Source organism: Undibacterium sp. TC4M20W (genome assembly GCF_049340245.1).
Taxonomy (GTDB): Bacteria; Pseudomonadota; Gammaproteobacteria; order Burkholderiales; family Burkholderiaceae_D; genus Undibacterium.
The window spans coordinates 180641-197411 of the sequence record NZ_JBMPPI010000005.1 but is presented as its reverse complement, the minus strand read 5'-3'; the positions used below and the strand labels follow the sequence as shown (position 1 = coordinate 197411).

At 52.1% G+C, this 16771-nt stretch carries 11 protein-coding genes, 1 tRNA gene and 1 pseudogene; 8 read left to right on the top strand and 5 right to left on the bottom strand.

What is annotated here, in order from left to right:
* Positions 1-14: 14 nt before the first annotated feature.
* Positions 15-920, bottom strand: coding sequence for a LysR family transcriptional regulator (locus ACO0LL_RS09010; RefSeq protein WP_422950516.1), 906 nt, complete (start codon positions 918-920; stop codon positions 15-17).
* 164 nt (positions 921-1084) lie between these two features.
* On the opposite strand from ACO0LL_RS09010, the gene ACO0LL_RS09005 reads away from it, so the two are divergent.
* The 6 genes from ACO0LL_RS09005 (at position 1085) to ACO0LL_RS08980 (ending at position 7061) form a co-directional block, all read left to right on the top strand.
* On the top strand, positions 1085-1765 hold the full coding sequence (locus ACO0LL_RS09005; RefSeq protein ID WP_422950515.1) for a haloacid dehalogenase type II: 681 nt from the start codon (positions 1085-1087) through the stop codon (positions 1763-1765).
* Between the two features lie 30 nt (positions 1766-1795).
* Positions 1796-3382, top strand: a complete 1587-nt coding sequence (gene aceB / locus ACO0LL_RS09000) for a malate synthase A (protein WP_422950514.1) — start codon at positions 1796-1798, stop codon at positions 3380-3382.
* Between the two features lie 373 nt (positions 3383-3755).
* A complete protein-coding gene (aqpZ, locus tag ACO0LL_RS08995) occupies positions 3756-4445 on the top strand; it encodes an aquaporin Z (RefSeq protein WP_422950513.1) in 690 nt (229 codons plus the stop codon).
* A 142-nt stretch (positions 4446-4587) separates the two neighbouring features.
* Entirely contained in the window at positions 4588-5154 is a 567-nt protein-coding gene (locus ACO0LL_RS08990; protein WP_422950512.1) for a DUF1415 domain-containing protein, read from the top strand.
* A gap of 471 nt (positions 5155-5625) precedes the next feature.
* Complete coding sequence (locus ACO0LL_RS08985; RefSeq protein WP_422950511.1) at positions 5626-6876, top strand: aspartate kinase; 1251 nt, start codon at positions 5626-5628, stop codon at positions 6874-6876.
* 93 nt (positions 6877-6969) lie between these two features.
* Positions 6970-7061, top strand: a tRNA-Ser gene (locus ACO0LL_RS08980).
* Positions 7062-7259: 198 nt separating this feature from the next.
* On the opposite strand, the gene ACO0LL_RS08975 is transcribed toward ACO0LL_RS08980, so the two are convergent.
* The 4 genes and pseudogenes from ACO0LL_RS08975 to ACO0LL_RS08960 form a co-directional block, all read right to left on the bottom strand.
* The gene (locus tag ACO0LL_RS08975) at positions 7260-7661 is read right to left on the bottom strand and encodes a hypothetical protein (RefSeq protein ID WP_422950510.1); all 402 of its coding nucleotides are present in this window, start codon (positions 7659-7661) and stop codon (positions 7260-7262) included.
* 145 nt (positions 7662-7806) lie between these two features.
* On the bottom strand, positions 7807-8109 hold the full coding sequence (locus tag ACO0LL_RS08970) for a hypothetical protein (protein WP_422950509.1): 303 nt from the start codon (positions 8107-8109) through the stop codon (positions 7807-7809).
* Positions 8110-8114: 5 nt separating this feature from the next.
* Positions 8115-8615, bottom strand: a pseudogene (locus ACO0LL_RS08965) (DUF1804 family protein).
* Positions 8616-8618: 3 nt separating this feature from the next.
* Complete coding sequence (locus ACO0LL_RS08960) at positions 8619-8822, bottom strand: hypothetical protein (protein ID WP_422950508.1); 204 nt, start codon at positions 8820-8822, stop codon at positions 8619-8621.
* Positions 8823-9489: 667 nt separating this feature from the next.
* Between ACO0LL_RS08960 and ACO0LL_RS08955 the strand changes: the two genes are divergently transcribed.
* Both ACO0LL_RS08955 and ACO0LL_RS08950 read left to right on the top strand, forming a co-directional pair.
* A complete protein-coding gene (locus ACO0LL_RS08955; RefSeq protein ID WP_422950507.1) occupies positions 9490-14832 on the top strand; it encodes a hypothetical protein in 5343 nt (1780 codons plus the stop codon).
* Positions 14832-16757, top strand: coding sequence for a YncE family protein (locus ACO0LL_RS08950; protein ID WP_422950506.1), 1926 nt, complete (start codon positions 14832-14834; stop codon positions 16755-16757). Before ACO0LL_RS08955 ends, ACO0LL_RS08950 begins: the two co-directional genes overlap by 1 nt.
* The last annotated feature ends 14 nt before the right edge of the window (positions 16758-16771 follow it).

The window sequence follows — 16771 nt, the reverse complement described above, 5'->3', positions numbered from 1 at the left end:
GGCAAAAATCATGTTCAGGATTTTTGCCAGTAATCCGGCTGGCTATAGGCGTGACGTAAAAAATCAATGAAGGCACGTATGCGCAAGGGCAAGTGACGGCGTTGGGCAAAGATCGCATAGATATCATTGCCCGGCGCATTGAATTCATCGAGCACCGTCACCAGTTTGCCTGATTCAATTTCTGCTCCCACCTCCCACATGGAGCGCCAGGCCAGGCCTTTGCCTGACAGCGCCCAGTCATGCAAGACTTCTCCATCGTTGCAGACCATATTGCCTTCCACCTTCAGAGTCACATTTTTACCGTTCTGCCGAAAGGTCCAGCCACGCTGGCTGCCATCAGCGCTGAAAGCCAGGCAATTGTGCTTGCTGAGTTCATCCAGGGTTTGCGGTGTGCCATGGCGTTTGATGTAGGCGGGTGAGGCGACTACCACACGCTTGTTGTCCGCCAGCTTCACACCTATGAGGTTGGAGTCCGTCAACGCGGCGATGCGTATCGCCACGTCTATGCCTTCACCGATCAAATCCACTACCCGGTCATTCAGGCTCAGCGTCAGCTTCACGTCACGGTGTTCACTCAAAAACGAGGGCATCAGTGGTGCCACATGCTGGCGGCCAAAACCGGCAGGGGCTGAAATCGTCAGCGTACCGCTGGCACGGGCGCTGCGTTCAGATACTGCGCCTTCTGCATCTTGCAGATCAGCCAGTATGCGCTGGCAATCCTCCAGGAAGGCTTCACCCTCATTGGTCAATGCCAGCTTGCGGGTAGTGCGCTGCAAGAGTTTGACACCCAGGCGTTCTTCGAGAGCATCAAGACGGCGGCCTATCATTGCCGGGGCCACGCCTTCAGCACGGGCGGCTGCAGACAGGCTGCCTCTGGTTGCGACTTCTGCAAAAGTGGAGATTTGTTTGAACTGATCCATGGCAGCCTGGCTGGTTAACTCTTCATTTGCAACTAAAATGAAAAGATGTAGTGATGAAATTCAATGATTATAGTATTTTATATTGAATATACTGCTTTCATGATGTTTGCTATTTAATTTTTCACATCCAGGCCAGCCTCACATTCAGCGCAATCAATAAAACCATGACCATTTCCGCCATTGCCTTTGATGCCTACGGTACCCTGTTCGATGTGTATTCCATCAGCGAACTGGCAGACAAGCTTTTTCCTGGTAAGGGCAGGGCACTGGCAGAGTTGTGGCGCGACAAACAGATTGAATACACCCGCCTGCGTACCATGTGCAGCATGTACAAGCCATTCTGGGAAGTCACTCAGGACGCGTTAATATTTTGCTGCCAGAAGCTGGATCTTGATTTGACGCTGGATGCACAAAACAGCCTGATGGGTCAGTATGCACGGCTGAAAGCTTTTCCTGAAAACCTGCCTGTCCTGCAAGCCTTGCAGGCACAAGACATTAAAATGTCGATTTTATCGAACGGTAATCTGCACATGCTACAGTCGGCTGTCGATGCTGCTGGCATGCAGGGCATATTCAACCATTTGCTGTCGGTCGAAGTCGTCAAAAAATTCAAGACTGCACCTGAAGCCTATCAAATGGCACCTGATGTATTTGGTGTGCCAGCAAAAAATATTTTGTTTGTATCCAGCAATTGCTGGGATGCCTGTTGTGCTACCTGGTTTGGTTACACCACTTTCTGGGTCAACCGGCAAAACGCACCGCTGGAACAACTGGGTGTGACGCCACACGGTGTAGGGCACACGCTGCAAGACCTGATTCCCTTTATCGCAAAACACCGCAACTGATTTCGTTTTAATTCATTTTTGGAGACTACAATGACACAACTGACTTTACCTGAAGGCATGCAAATCAGCGGCGAAATCAAGCCAGGCTTTGCCGAGATTTTGACACCGGAAGCCCTGGCTTTGGTTGCCAAACTGAGCCGCGCTTTCGAGCCACGCCGTCAGGAATTGCTGGCTGCCCGCGTAGAGCGTGCGAAACGCCTGGATGCCGGTGAAACACCAGACTTCTTGCCAGAGACTCTGCATATCCGCGAAGGTGACTGGAAGATTGCACCTATTCCTAAAGCACTGGAATGCCGCCGCGTAGAAATCACCGGCCCGGTAGAACGCAAAATGGTCATCAACGCTTTCAACTCTGGCGCTGACAGCTACATGACAGACTTTGAAGATTCCAATACGCCAAACTGGGATAACCAGATCACAGGCCAGATCAATATGCGCGACGCCGTGCGCCGCACTATCAGCCTGGAACAAAATGGCAAGTCCTACAAACTGAACGACAAGATAGCCACTCTGGTCGTGCGCCCACGTGGCTGGCATCTCGATGAAAAGCATGTGCTCGTCGATGGCAAGCGCATCTCTGGCGGCATTTTTGATTTTGCCCTGTTCCTGTTCCATAACGCCAAAGAACAACTGGCACGCGGCGCTGGCCCTTACTTCTATCTGCCCAAGATGGAATCCCATCTGGAAGCACGCCTGTGGAACGATATCTTCGTCATGGCACAAAATGAAATTGGCCTGGCACAAGGCACCATCAAGGCCACAGTACTGATCGAAACCATCGTTGCCGCATTCGAAATGGATGAGATTTTGTATGAGCTGCGCGAGCATAGCTCAGGCCTGAACGCTGGTCGCTGGGATTACATCTTCTCTTGCATCAAGAAATTCAAGAACGACAAAGACTTCTGCCTGGCAGACCGCGCCAAGGTCACGATGACAGCACCTTTCATGCGTTCGTATGCGCTGCTGTTGCTGAAAACCTGCCACAAGCGTAATGCACCAGCTATTGGTGGTATGGCAGCGCTGATCCCTATCAAGAATGATCCTGAGAAAAACGATATCGCGATGGGTGGCGTGCGCACTGACAAAGCCCGCGATGCCACAGATGGTTACGATGGCGGCTGGGTAGCGCATCCAGGCCTGGTAGAACTGGCGATGACAGAGTTCAAGAAAGTATTGGGCGACGCACCTAACCAGATTTCCAAACAGCGCCCTGATATCGAAGTCAGTGCCAAAGACTTGCTGAACTTTCAGCCAGAAACACCGATCACTGAGGCGGGCTTGCGTTACAACATCAACGTCGGCATCCATTACCTCGGCGCATGGCTGGCTGGCAATGGCTGCGTCCCTATCCATAACCTCATGGAAGATGCTGCAACTGCAGAAATCAGCCGTTCACAAGTCTGGCAATGGATACGTTCTGCCAAAGGCAACCTGGAAGATGGCCGCAAAGTCACTGCCGACATGGTACGCGCGATGATCCCGGAAGAGTTGACCAAGGTCAAAGAAGTGGCTGGTACGGGTGCTACTTATGACCGCGCGGCGCAAATCTTTGAAGAGATGTCTACTTCTGAAGATTTTGCAGAATTCCTGACTTTGCCTTTGTACGAAGAAATTTAATGTTGCAGGCAAGCATTGGCTGGCACGCGGTGGCTTGTCAGCTTACGCATTAAAGCCAAACTTTAAGTCATCTATGAATTTTGACTTGAACAGGTAGTAGGCCTTTGTAAATGCCATAGAAGTGAAAAAGCGAGCTCGAATTTAGCTCGCTTTTTTTTCGTCTTTTTTTGGGGTTTTTTTCAGACATATTTCAATGTTTGAAAAACATGTTTAATTAATCAGTTGATTTCTCGAAAAATTAATAATTCATCATAAATATTTAACAATATGGCAATGTAAGTTTGTTATATTGTTCCTCACTATGCGGGCAAGATTTTTAATCCTGCCGCATGGAAAACCGGGCAACCCATACCTTAGAAAAGTGAGTGAAAAAATGAAACAATATGGTGCTGAATTTTTGGGAACATTCTGGCTGGTACTTGGCGGCTGCGGCAGTGCGGTGCTGGCAGCGGCTTTCCCTGGTGTGGGCATAGGCTTGCACGGCGTGTCGCTGGCTTTTGGTTTGACTGTGCTGACCATGGCTTTTGCTATAGGCCATATCTCTGGCTGTCATCTTAATCCCGCAGTCTCTATCGGCTTGTGGGCAGGTGGCCGTTTTCCTGCCAACAAATTGCTGCCTTACATCGTCGCCCAGGTATTGGGCGGTATCGTTGCCGGTGGTGTCTTGTACCTGATTGCCAGTGGCAAAGCAGGTTTTGACGTGTCTGGTGGTTTTGCGTCCAACGGTTTTGCTGAACACTCGCCTGGCGGTTATTCCATGGTGGCTGCTCTGGTGACTGAGGTTGTCATGACGATGATGTTTCTGGTCATCATCCTTGGCGCGACCGACAGCCGCGCACCACAAGGTTTTGCACCTATCGCTATTGGCCTGGGTTTGACGCTGATACATCTGATCAGCATTCCTGTCACCAATACCTCGGTCAATCCTGCACGTAGTACAGGCGTGGCCATCTATGTTGGCGGCTGGGCTTTGCAGCAATTGTGGCTGTTCTGGCTTGCACCTATCGTTGGTGCTGTGCTGGGTGCTGTCAGCTATAAGGCGATTGCTGGTGAGGCGAGATAAACAGATTGCAGGGCAGGGTAGTACCGCGCAAGGTAATGCATAAGCACTGAAGGCTCGTAAATACGATGCAAAATTGACGGATGTCACGCACCTGAAAATCTGGCATGGTATCCTCGGGCCTTCCCTGTCTTTTATGCATATCATGCCCAGTCACCTCATCAATTCCGACGACGTTATTTCCGCGACCGCAGCCTGGCTGGACAAAGCCGTCATCGGTTTGAATCTCTGTCCTTTTGCCAAGGCTGTGCAGGTCAAGCAGCAGGTGCGCTATGTCGTCAGTGAAGCGAAGACGCCAGAAGCCTTGCTGGAAGACCTGGAGCGTGAACTCGAATTACTGGCCGAAGCCAATCCCGAGAAAATAGAAACCACCTTGCTGATCCACCCACTGGCATTGAACGATTTTCTGGACTTCAATGATTTTCTGGATGTCGCCGATGGCATGCTGGAAGAAATGGAACTCGACGGCATCCTGCAGGTTGCCAGCTTTCACCCTGACTATCAGTTTGCCGATACCGAGCAGGACGATATAGAAAACTATACCAATCGCTCGCCATACCCAACGCTGCATCTGTTGCGCGAAGAAAGCATAGACAAGGCGGTAGAAGCCTTCCCAGAAGCCGAGCAAATCTATGAAAAGAATATGGAAACCATGCGTGAGCTTGGTCATGAAGGCTGGCGTCGCCTGTTTTCCAATTATGCTAAAAAGTAAGTAAAGAAAGTGAGCAACTTAAGCCCGGTTGACGAATGCAGATCAATCGAATTCTTATATCGATATGTGAATAAGTAATTTGCGATCTGCATAAGGCTGACAATTGCTCGGCATACTATAAAATCAATATACTGGCAGGGGTATGTTGGCGTAAGTGATTGATTCAAAATAGAAAAATTGGAATATTTTATATAATTATTTCTATTGTCCCTGCCGCCTCCAAAAAACAGCCGCAAATTCCAGGGCCAGCTTAAGCCTGGCAGATCCCATTTCCTTGCAAATCCCATGCCTTAATAACCACGCTTCTGTAGAAAATTTGCTTTTGGCAATTGCTGAGCAAGTGTTTCTTCTGATTTTCTGCTGACAAGTGCCTTGTTATTTTGCAGAGCAACATGTACAGTAAGAGGCTGATTTTCCGCATTTTTCACCCTTTGGTCTTCTATCTCAGTTTCTATCTCAGTTTCTATATCTATGGCTTTAATCGTCCACAAATACGGCGGTACTTCGATGGGTTCGACAGAACGCATCAAGAACGTCGCCAAGCGCGTCGCCAAATGGCATGATGCCGGTCACCAGATAGTCGTGGTGCCTTCAGCAATGTCTGGTGAAACAAATCGTATCATCGGCCTGGCAAAAGAAATTTCTGCCCAGCCTGATCCCCGTGAACTTGACATGATTGCCTCTACCGGCGAACAAGTCTCAGTCGGTTTGCTGGCCATTGCCCTGCAGGCGATAGGCAAACAAGCCGTGTCCTATGCAGGCTGGCAAGTTGCCATCAAGACCGATTCTGCCCATACCAAGGCCAGGATCGCCTCGATTGATGAAGCCAAGGTCAAGGCTGATCTCGATGCCGGCAAGATCGTCATCATCACCGGCTTCCAGGGTGTCGATGAACTGGGCAATATCACGACCCTGGGTCGTGGCGGCTCTGATACGTCTGCCGTGGCTGTTGCCGCAGCACTCAAGGCGCAAGAATGCCTGATTTATACTGACGTCGATGGTGTCTATACGACCGATCCGCGCGTGGTATCTGATGCGCGTCGCCTGAATACCGTTACCTTTGAAGAAATGCTGGAAATGGCATCGCTGGGTTCCAAAGTCCTGCAAATCCGCTCCGTCGAATTTGCCGGTAACTACCGCATGCCTACCCGCGTTCTCTCATCATTGACCGACCCATTAATACCGCTGGAAGAAGAAGCGAATTCCGGCACTCTGATTTCGTTTGAGGAAGATACACACATGGAACAAGCTACCATCACCGGCATCGCGTTTAACCGTGATGAAGCAAAAATCACCGTCCTGGGTGTACCAGACAGACCAGGCATCGCCTATCAAATCCTGGGCCCGGTTGCTGATGCCAATATCGAAGTCGATATGATCATCCAGAACCAGTCTGTCGAAGGCAAGACCGACTTTACCTTCACCGTACCACGCGGCGAATACACCAAGGCCATGGACGTGCTGGAAAACAGCGTCAAGGCCCATATCGGCGCTGGCAGCATTGTCGGTGACTCCAAGGTCTCCAAGGTCTCGGTCGTTGGCGTAGGCATGCGCAGCCACGTTGGTATCGCTTCCCAGATGTTCCGCACCTTGTCAGAAGAGAGCATCAATATCCAGATGATCTCCACTTCAGAAATCAAGATATCGGTCCTGATTGATGAAAAATACATGGAACTGGCGGTCCGCTCCCTGCATAAAGCATTCGGTCTGGAAAGCGCTTAAAATTTTTTCTGGCCTGACTGTTGACCAAAGTCATACAAGCAGCTATTATCACGGTCTCAATTACAGCTGAGTTTCTAGCGGCTGCAATAGTGTGGAGATGTGGCCGAGTGGCCGAAGGCACTTCCCTGCTAAGGAAGCATTTGGGGTAACCTGAATCGTGAGTTCGAATCTCACCATCTCCGCCAGTAACACGTAAGAAGGGGTTAAATCAAATATGATTTAACCCCTTTTTCCTTTTGTAATCAATGAATTTGTAAGGCCGCGCAAGACTTTGAATAAGTTTGCACATGATTTTGAATATTTGAAATTTGGGTATAGTTCAAAATCAATACCCGTGTAGCCCATTAAAAAAACCGCCTCGCGGCGGCCCGTTTTCATTACAGTTATTTGTTGTCAATGTAATGCCGAAATACCAATTTCCCGCTACATCTATGGCACTTCAAACTCTTCTCAAGTCGATCTCCATCCCCTTGTTGCAAAATAGACTTGATTTTTTGTAGAAAGCAATTACAACAAAGTTTTTCTATTGGCCTTAAGAGCGTTAAGCCCTGAGCCATGACCTGGCGTAAGTCTTCCAGTGGCAATCCACCGATCTGGTTATCCACGACCTCCTGGAAACGGTCAAAAAGGTATTCATGCACCGTCGCCGGGGAATGTTTAACGTAGTGCGGGAAATAGGTCTGCGCAAAAAAACGAAAAGACCCAAGGGCTTGGAAACGCCGTTCTTGTATCTTTTCTGGCTCAGGGTTGAAACCATCGCACTCTGATTCAATGGCTAGCCGCATGCCTGCGGCTAGCTCGGCGACCTGACTTAGGAATTCTTTTTTGGTTAGTTTGCTCCATCTATTATGCTTTTGGTAAGGCGAGGATGACAATTAGGTACAATGCAAGTTCCCCAACTCTCATTGACATAAAAGGCACCCTCTATGACTACAAGTAACGACGAATTGCTTGCACGAATCGAACGCTTAGAAGGCCAGCACGCTTCATACCACTCGCTTTTAACGAAACTAACGAATCGGGAATGGGTTTTGCGCTGCGCAGTAATGGCGTTGATTTATCATGCTCCTCCTGGTGTGCTGTCGGAAGATTTCTCAATGTTCTTAAACCAAGTCGCTTCATCAATTCCGCCGGATATGCAGTGCCCAGATGTTTGGGAGGATATTGTTTCCGCAGTCGAAGATTCCCGGAAGCCTCATCCAGCAGTTTGATGTCTTGAAATTTGTAGTCCATGGTTTCTAACCGTATTCCTTGACCAAAACATCACCGAATGGCTCTAGCAATTCCGTGAAAGCACTGGCATGCTGCGGGTAGCGCTGGCGGATGAACGCGGCCAACTTCTGTACAACTTCCATTGCCGTGGCCAGCTCCGAAGTTTCTGGCATGATCCGTTTCGATGCGGCGATGGTCTTGTTAAAGGCATCAGTCAGGCTCGCCAGTAGCTGTACTTTGGTCGCCGGGGCAATATCACTGTTATTTTGCAACTCGACCATACTGGCCTGGTACTGGGTCACCAGTCCGGCCAGCATCTGGCGGCCTATGTCTTCAATGTTGCCACCTGCCATCAGTTGCGCGGCCTGCGCCCGTTCCCAGTCGTCGCCAGCTTCTGCGGCCTGTGTTTTCCAGCGGCTGGCTGTACCTTAGCTGACACCACATTTCATTGCTGCTACTTCCAGGGACAGGCGGTCAAATACATAGGCGCGGCGGACTTTATCGCGGGTTTCTGGGGGATGAGCCATCAGTTACAGTCCTAACTTGATCTTAGAGGCCATGATGCCGGATGCCACGATTGCGCCGGAAAGGCCACCTGCAGCCGCACCATAAATGATGGCCTGCTTGCGCATGCCCGCCATCTGGCGGTCTATGCCATCAACTTTTTTGTCAATCTTGCGCAGCAGTGCGAGTTCTTCGCTGACGCTTTTATCTTGTGTATTGTTGTCGCTCATGTCTTGTCAACTTTCTTGTCGAGTTTGTCAAATAGGCCATCTACTTTGGAGGCCACTTTGTGGATGGCTTCCATCATTTCAGCGCGGCCATTAGCTATGATTTACAAGGTCTCTGTATTCCACCATCTCTGCCAGCAATACTGAAAAAGCCTCTGGGTAACCAGGGACTTTTTCTTTTTTTGCTTGCTCCACATGCTATCCAATGCGCCATTTCCGTTTGAATCCGAATGGCTTCGAAGGGAATGAAATCACGCCGGGTATTTTCCCTGCAGCATGGGATACACATCATCGATTTGTTCATAAGTTTGTTTCGTTTTGCCAGATGATTTATATCCATGGCGACTCTTGTTTAGCGCTCAGTCCTGCGTCGCTTGATGAGTAAGGCCAGAACTTGCTGAAGTGGTTTTACTAGATGGTATTCAGGGCTGGCACATTTGTGACCAGTTTTCAGGCAAGTTTGACATCTCGCGCTGATGGATTTGTGTTAAAAACACAACGACAATCCGGTCGCAATTAAAATATTTCCACTGATTGTTAAAAACCTAAGAAATTAGAGTATAGTGAAGTTGAAATTGTAAAAAAAACAATCAAAAATATAAACAGCTGGCGGCTCTGCCAGACTGCTTCCAGGTTTATCGCACCCCAACTTTCTTGAAATGGAACCGAGATGAAATTCCTTTCTATGATAGGCGGTAGTCTCGCCCCCATATTACTCATGCTCGCCGCTCAGGCTCAAGCCCAGACTGCGCCGGATATTCTGGCTGCTGGGCGTTGTGAACGCGTCGTCACGGCGGATGTGGTGGCGATAGACCAGGCCATGATGATTAACCGTCTGGGTACGTCGCAACCGGGCGGCATGGTGTTTGCGCTGCGGGGGGATGTGGTTGCTGTCAGCGGTAGCGTAGCGGGGCCGGGCAATGCGCAATTGCGGCCAGGCAAGCGGCCGCGGCCCATGGTTTTGCGGGCAAATGTGGGTGACTGCCTGGTGGTCAATTTCCAGAACTGGCTTAAACCCGCCAATGTTAATCCCAATCCGGTGACAAAAAACGCGTCTGTCCATGTGGCGGGCATGGAGGCTGTCTCATCCATCAAGGATGATGGCAGCTTTGTTGGCAATAACGCGGTTTCGCCCTCAGGCAATGACAGTGGCATCATCGCCCCTGGCAGGGCCATGATCTATCGTTTGTATGCGGCGCAAGAGGGCAGCTTTTTGCTGTACAGCATGGCAGGGCAAGAGCAACTGACGTATGGCTTGTTTGGTTCTGTCAATGTGCAGCCACGCGGCTCGGAATGGTATCGCAGCCAGGTCACGCAGGCCGAGATGCAGCAGGCATCGGGTACCAGTGCGACTGGCTACCCTGTGATCAATTATGATGCCTTGATACCTGGTAGCGGCAAGCCAGTGTTGAAGATGCTGGATGCCAGGAATAATATCGTCCACAGCGATTTGACGGCTATCATCACCGGGCCCAATCATGGCCCCTTCACGTTCAGCGGCACGCGTAATCCATCTTATCCGAATCCAGAATCACCTTACCGCGAAGTGACGGTGATGTACCACGAGTCGTTCACGCTGGTGCAGGCATTTCCACAACTGGCCGATCAAACTAATGTACTCAGTGGTGCCAGTGATGCGTTTTCCATCAACTATGGTTCGGCAGGTATTTCTGCAGAAATTCTCGCGAACAGGCTCAAGGTCGGGCCGACTGCTGATTGCCCTGAGTGTAAATTTGAAGAATTTTTCCTGAGCTCCTGGGCTGGTGGTGACCCTGCCATGGTGGTGGATAATCCTGCCAACCTGACCTGCTCGCCCCAGCCTTGCACACCGCCCAAGGCGACCAAGGCTTTCTATCCGGATGACCCGTCAAATGTGTATCACACCTACCAGGGTGACCGTGCGCGCTTCCGTGTCTTGCATGCGGGGCAGGGCATCTTCCATGTGCATCACCACCATGCGCATCAGTGGTTGTATTCACCGGACAGTGATACCAGCAGTTATCTTGATAGCCAGACCATAGGGCCGGGATCGTCCTATACCATGGACCTGGTCTATGAGGGCAGCGGCAACCGCAATCTGACGCCGGGTGATTCTATCTTCCATTGCCATTTCTATCCGCATTTTGCCAGCGGCATGTGGGCGCTGTTCCGTGTGCATGATGTGCTGGAGCTGGGCACGCCGCTAGGTAGCGATGGCAAGCCCAGGGTTGGTTCACGGGCGTTGCCGGACGCCGAGATACTGGCTGGTACACCCATCCCTGGCCTGGTGCCCTTGCCAACCCGTGCCATGGCACCATTGCCGGCGGCAGTGCATATTGATAAAGGCCAAGTTAAAGTGACTGGCGCGGGCAACCCTGGTTATCCCTTCTTTGTCCCAGGTGTCGCGGGGCACCGTGCACCGCATCCACCAAATGATTTTGCGGTGGAAAATGGGGTGGCCCTGAATGGCGGCTTGCCACGCCATCTGATTACCGGCGGCACGATTTCTATTGATAAATACACGCAGACTGACTTTACCAAAGAAATGGGACGCATCAACGCGATAGAATTGCCAGAGCAGGGCACTGCCACCGAACAGGCGGCGATGAGCATGCATGAACAAAAATCCGTCGCTACCAGGTTGCCAGATGGCAGCCCCGCGCAGTTCGCCATGAATGGTTTGCAGCGCGCGCCTGGTGCGCCGTTTGCCAACCCTGCCAGAGGTGCCAGCGTCACGCCGCCGGTGCGCATCTACAAGGGTGCTGCGATGCAGACTGACGTTGTGCTCAACAAAAAAGGCTGGCACTTCCCGCAGCAACGCATACTGGCCTTGTGGCAGGATGTGAAACCGATATTGAATGGCGACAAACCGCCAGAACCCCTGTTCTTCCGCGCCAACAGCAATGATGTGGTTGAGTACTGGCACACCAATCTTGTGCCCAGTTATTATGAGCTTGATGATTTCCAGGTGCGCACACCGACTGACATCATAGGTCAGCATATCCACCTCGTGAAGTTTGATGTGCTTGCCTCTGACGGCGCAGCCAACGGTTTCAATTATGAAGACGGCACCTTCAGCCCGGACGAAGTTCGCGCCCGCATCAATGGCATTAACCAGGCTGGCGGTATTGCGGTGAATGGCAGGCAAGTCAGGCTGACCCCCAAAGCCATCGCCACCTTTGGCAATGGCCCTACACCCGGCAGCATGCAGTGGGTGGGCGCGCAGGCCACGGTGCAGCGCTGGTGGGTAGATCCGGTGATGGATAAACAAAAAGCTGACCGCACCCTGCTGACCGTTTTCACGCATGACCATTTTGGCCCTTCCACCCATCAGATGGTGGGCTTGTACGCAGGGCTGGTGGTAGAACCGACAGACTCGCGCTGGACTTCGGCAGATGGCAAAACCTTTTTTGGCAACCGCAGCGATGGCGGCCCTACCAGCTATGCGGCAAACATCTTGCCGCGCCAGGGCAAGGCCTACCGTGAATTTGGTCTGGCGGTGGCTGACTCCCAATTTGCCTACCTGCCAGCCAGCCGCACCAGCTTTGATTGCTATCCGGGTCAAGACCCGATATATAGCGGTTGCAAGCGCAGTGTGAATGGTACTTACACTGGCTGGGCAGATCCGCTCAATGGCATCAACTGCGTTGGCTGCTTGCCAGTTGCACTCAGCAATCCAACCAATCCACCAATTCCACCATCGACCACGCCCAGTATCATTGGTGGTTTTGGTGTCGGTGTATCGGTACTCAATTACCGTAATGAATCGCTGGCTTTGCGGGTGGCATCCGCTAATAGTGCCGTTAATTCCGGCACTGACCTGGCGCGCGCTTATTCATCGACACTGCGTAATGATGCACAACTGAACGTGCAGCCTGCGGGCGGTAGCAACATCAATCCGCGTTGCGTAAAAACTGCTACGAATAATTGCTTTAGCTTCCCAAGGCAGCCTCTCAGTGCGCAGATGGGTGGCACTGATCCTTTCACGCCTATCTTGCATGTCTATGAAAATGACCCCGTGCAATTGCGTCTCATTGATGGTGCGCTGGTAGGTAACCATACCGTCACCGTGAATGGCAATAAATGGCTGTTCGAACCCTTCAACACCAACTCTGGCTATCGCGGCAGCCAGACCATGGGCTTGTCCGAGCATTTTGAAAGCCTGTTCACCATCCCGCAAACCGGCAAGGCGCAATCGCTGGATTATCTGGTCAACGCCAGCAATGCCTATGATGGCAATGTCAGCGGTGCCTGGAGCCTGATGCGCAGTTATAACAACCAGGTGTCATGGCTCTCACCTTTGCCTGGCAATTCCAGTATCAGACCGGTGGCTACCACCATGCCCAATCTGCCCACTGATTGCACGGCGCGTGGCCCTTGCGTGCGCCAGTTCAAGGTATCGGCAACGACCATACAACAACTGCTGGGTACCAATAGCCCGCTGCTCTACAACAGCCGCGGTGCCAGGCTGACGCATGGCAGATTCTCCAGTGACACCCTGAACGACCCCAATGCCATCATCTATGTACAAGACCAGGACCTGAACTCGAATGGCACTTTGAAAGCCGGGCTCAATATCGAACCGCTGGCCCTGCGTGCTGCTGCTGGTGATGTCATACGGCTGCAACTGACCAACCGGGTCAATGCCAGGGCCGCAGTATTTACCACGCCTGAATCTGCTTCAAGGCCAACGCTGGGCTTTACTGATGCCTATGCCAACATCAAGCTGCTGCCTTCGACCCAGGCAGGCTTGCACCCGCAATTGCTGGCGATGGATGTCAGCAATGCAGATGGCATGAACGTCGGCATCAATCCGGTACAAACCGTGGCCGCCTGCAACCCTGCGCCTTGCACAGGCACGCCGCCATCCATCATCTACACCTGGTATGCCGGCACCCTGCAAAACGACAATGGCGTCACCCGCGCCACACCGGTAGAATTTGGTGCGCTCAACCTGGCACCGGCTGACCCGCTGATGCAGGCTTACCATGGCCTGTTTGGTGGCATGATCATCGAGCCGCTGGGCGCGAAATGGCAAGATGATCCAGGCACGCATGTTTCCAGCACGGTGTCGCCTGCGGTGGGCAAGCCTTTCCGCGATTTTGCGGTCTTCATGCAAACTGATATCGCCATGCAATATAAGGGCAATTCACTGTATCAGCTTAAATCGCCGTTGATGGCGGTCAACTACCGTACCGAGCCTTTCTTTTATCGCTATGGTACCGAGGTCAACCCCAATCTTTCTGCCATCGACACCACGGCTGAGGTATCGAATACCCAAGTCAATGGTGATCCGCAAACACCGGTCTTCCGCGCCAATGCAGGCACGCCAGTGCGCTTCCGCCTGTTTGGCCCGCTGGGGCTGGCGGATAACCAGAATGTGTTTGAGTTGACCGGGCATCAATGGCAGTTTGAACCTTATGCCGATAACTCGACGAGGATAGCCAGTAACCCGGCATCCTTAGCTACGGGAACGCAGTCAGGCTATGGTACGACATCACATTTTGATGTGGTCGTCGATAAAGCCGGTGGTGCATTTGCAGTGCCTGGCGATTACCTGTACCGCAGTTGGCCTGCTGGCCAATATAGCACCGGTGGCTGGGGTGTTTTTCGCGTCAGTCCTGCTGTAGCTGGTGCAACTGCAAAGGCAGTAACGGCAGTGCAGGAAGTGTTTGCCGATGTCGTCGTCATTGACCAGGCTGTGTCCGTCGAGGGGATTTTGGAGGTGACAGGCAGTGTCACCGTGCGCCCCGGCAGTGTGCAATGGGAGCAGGCTGACTCTGTAACCATCGTGGCGGACGGCAAAGAACTGGGCAAGGCCGTAGTTGATCAGTCAGGCCGCTGGCAATTCAAGACCAATGCCAATGCAGTAGCGCCGACCCTGCTGGAAGTGCGTTCTTCTTTTGGTGGACTGGCACAACACAGATCGGCAGCAGCTACCCTGACAGCGAGCAATAATGCGATAGAGTCGATAGACAAACAAGCCGTACCACCTGCAATACCGCTGCAAAAATTTGAACGACGGAAGCGTTGATGGCGTACGCGATATTTGACAAGCCTGTCTGTGCACGCAATCGCTGGCATCAAGCCCTTCTTGGGCTGGTGCTGGCGACTACGCTGGCGAGCACGCATGTAGTTGTTTTTGCAGGTAGTACCATTGCCGCACCGGTACCAGAAATTATCGCCACACCAAATCAGGTAATCAAGGATGGCGTCTCCTTGCAACTGGACATGTCGCAGTCCATGCAGGAAGGTGTAGAAGCCCGTTTTACGCTGAGCCTGCGCGATGCCGCGAGTGCCAATCCCATCCGTAATGCACGGCCTATTGCCTGGGTCGATGCGCAAAACAAGGCAGACGAAAACAGCGAGCAAGCCTGCCGCCGCAAGGTCGCCACCTTTATCGGTGGCGATTTGCTGCATGCGCCCGCACTGAGTTTGAATGCTTATTATGTGCTGGCACTGAATGAAGATAATTCCATCTCCGTCATTAATCCGCAAACCGGCTTTGGTGGTTCCAAACTGCTGACCATGGTGATACTGAAAGGCGTAGGGCAGGATTGGTTGCTGACGCCTGAGCAAAATCTCTGGGTCAGCCAGCCACAGGTGCATGAAGTGGCGCTGGTCGATACCCGCAACTGGCAAGTCAGAACCCATGTGCCCGTGCCCGGTCATCCCGGCCAGATGGCTTTGCGCCCCGGTGCGCAGCAAGTGTGGGTATTAACGGATGATGGTGTGACGGTATTGTCCGCCTCAAGTGGGCAACTGCTGGCAAACATCAAGACAGGGCAGGGCAGTCACGCCATCGCCTTCAGTGACGATGGCAAGAGTGCATTCGTCAGCAATGCCGCAGACAACAACATCAGCCTCATTGATGCAGGCAGCCTTAAAAAAACTACTGATATCGCCAGCGGCAGCAAACCTGTCGCCATGGCATGGTCATCCAAGGCGCAACTGCTGTATGTCGTACATGAAGCTGATGGCCAGGTGATTGCCCTTGATACGACAGGCAGGCAGATAGCCAGCATCAAGGCTTTGCCGGGTATCTCGACTATCCGTTTTACGCCTGATGGCCGCTATGGCTTTATCCTCAATCCGCAAAAAAACAAACTCGATTTGCTCGATACTGCCACCAACCAGATCGTGCAGGGTGCAGACATTGCGCACGGGCCAGACCAGGTCACGTTTTCTGATCGCATGGCCTATATAAGGCGACGTCACAGCGAAATCATGCAACTGGTACCGCTGGATGCGATTGCGCATAATATACAGGCCGGGCAGCCACTGGCGCTGGCATCTGTCAGCTATGGTCAAAAAGCCCCGGACCTGGGGCGCAGCACAGGTAGTCTGGCAGACACCACGGTCATGGTGCCAAATGGCGCAGCTGCTTTGCTGGCCAACCCGGCTGACCGTACCATCTATTACTATCAGGAAGGCATGAGTGCACCCGCAGGCAGCTTCCGCAATTACGGACATGAACCACGTGCCGTGCTGGTGCTGGACCACAGCTTGCAAGAACGCCAGCCCGGTCTGTACCAGGCCAGCGCCCGTTTGCCCAAGGCTGGCAATTACCAGGTCGTGTTTTATCTTGACTCACCCAGGATGCTGCATTGTTTTCCGATCACGGTGCAGGCTGATCCGTCCAAACCACCTGCAACGCGTTATGCCGTGACACTGGCTGGCACCACGCCCACCTTGAGCAAAGGTGAAAACCAGAATTTGCAATTCGCTATCCGCGATGCAATCAGCGGCCAGACCCAGACAGGCATTCCTGATTTGCAGGTACTGCTTTTCAATACGACGGGAACACAACTGCAAGTCGACGCGCATGAACAAAAAAACGGTGACTATGCCATTAGCTTTGCGCCGCCCGTCAGCGGACATTACTATGTCTATTTTCAGGCAGCGTCGCTGGGCATGAGCTGGAATCAGTCGGCACGACTGGTGCTGACGGTGAAATAAAGACTTACTGTGGG

Coding starts and splice junctions, on each gene's coding strand:
- ACO0LL_RS09010 (WP_422950516.1), bottom strand. CDS start 920: ATGGATCAGTTCAAACAAATCTCCACTTTTGCAGAAGTCGCAACCAGA.
- ACO0LL_RS09005 (WP_422950515.1), top strand. CDS start 1,085: ATGACCATTTCCGCCATTGCCTTTGATGCCTACGGTACCCTGTTCGAT.
- aceB (WP_422950514.1), top strand. CDS start 1,796: ATGACACAACTGACTTTACCTGAAGGCATGCAAATCAGCGGCGAAATC.
- aqpZ (WP_422950513.1), top strand. CDS start 3,756: ATGAAACAATATGGTGCTGAATTTTTGGGAACATTCTGGCTGGTACTT.
- ACO0LL_RS08990 (WP_422950512.1), top strand. CDS start 4,588: ATGCCCAGTCACCTCATCAATTCCGACGACGTTATTTCCGCGACCGCA.
- ACO0LL_RS08985 (WP_422950511.1), top strand. CDS start 5,626: ATGGCTTTAATCGTCCACAAATACGGCGGTACTTCGATGGGTTCGACA.
- ACO0LL_RS08975 (WP_422950510.1), bottom strand. CDS start 7,661: ATGCGGCTAGCCATTGAATCAGAGTGCGATGGTTTCAACCCTGAGCCA.
- ACO0LL_RS08970 (WP_422950509.1), bottom strand. CDS start 8,109: ATGGACTACAAATTTCAAGACATCAAACTGCTGGATGAGGCTTCCGGG.
- ACO0LL_RS08960 (WP_422950508.1), bottom strand. CDS start 8,822: ATGAGCGACAACAATACACAAGATAAAAGCGTCAGCGAAGAACTCGCA.
- ACO0LL_RS08955 (WP_422950507.1), top strand. CDS start 9,490: ATGAAATTCCTTTCTATGATAGGCGGTAGTCTCGCCCCCATATTACTC.
- ACO0LL_RS08950 (WP_422950506.1), top strand. CDS start 14,832: ATGGCGTACGCGATATTTGACAAGCCTGTCTGTGCACGCAATCGCTGG.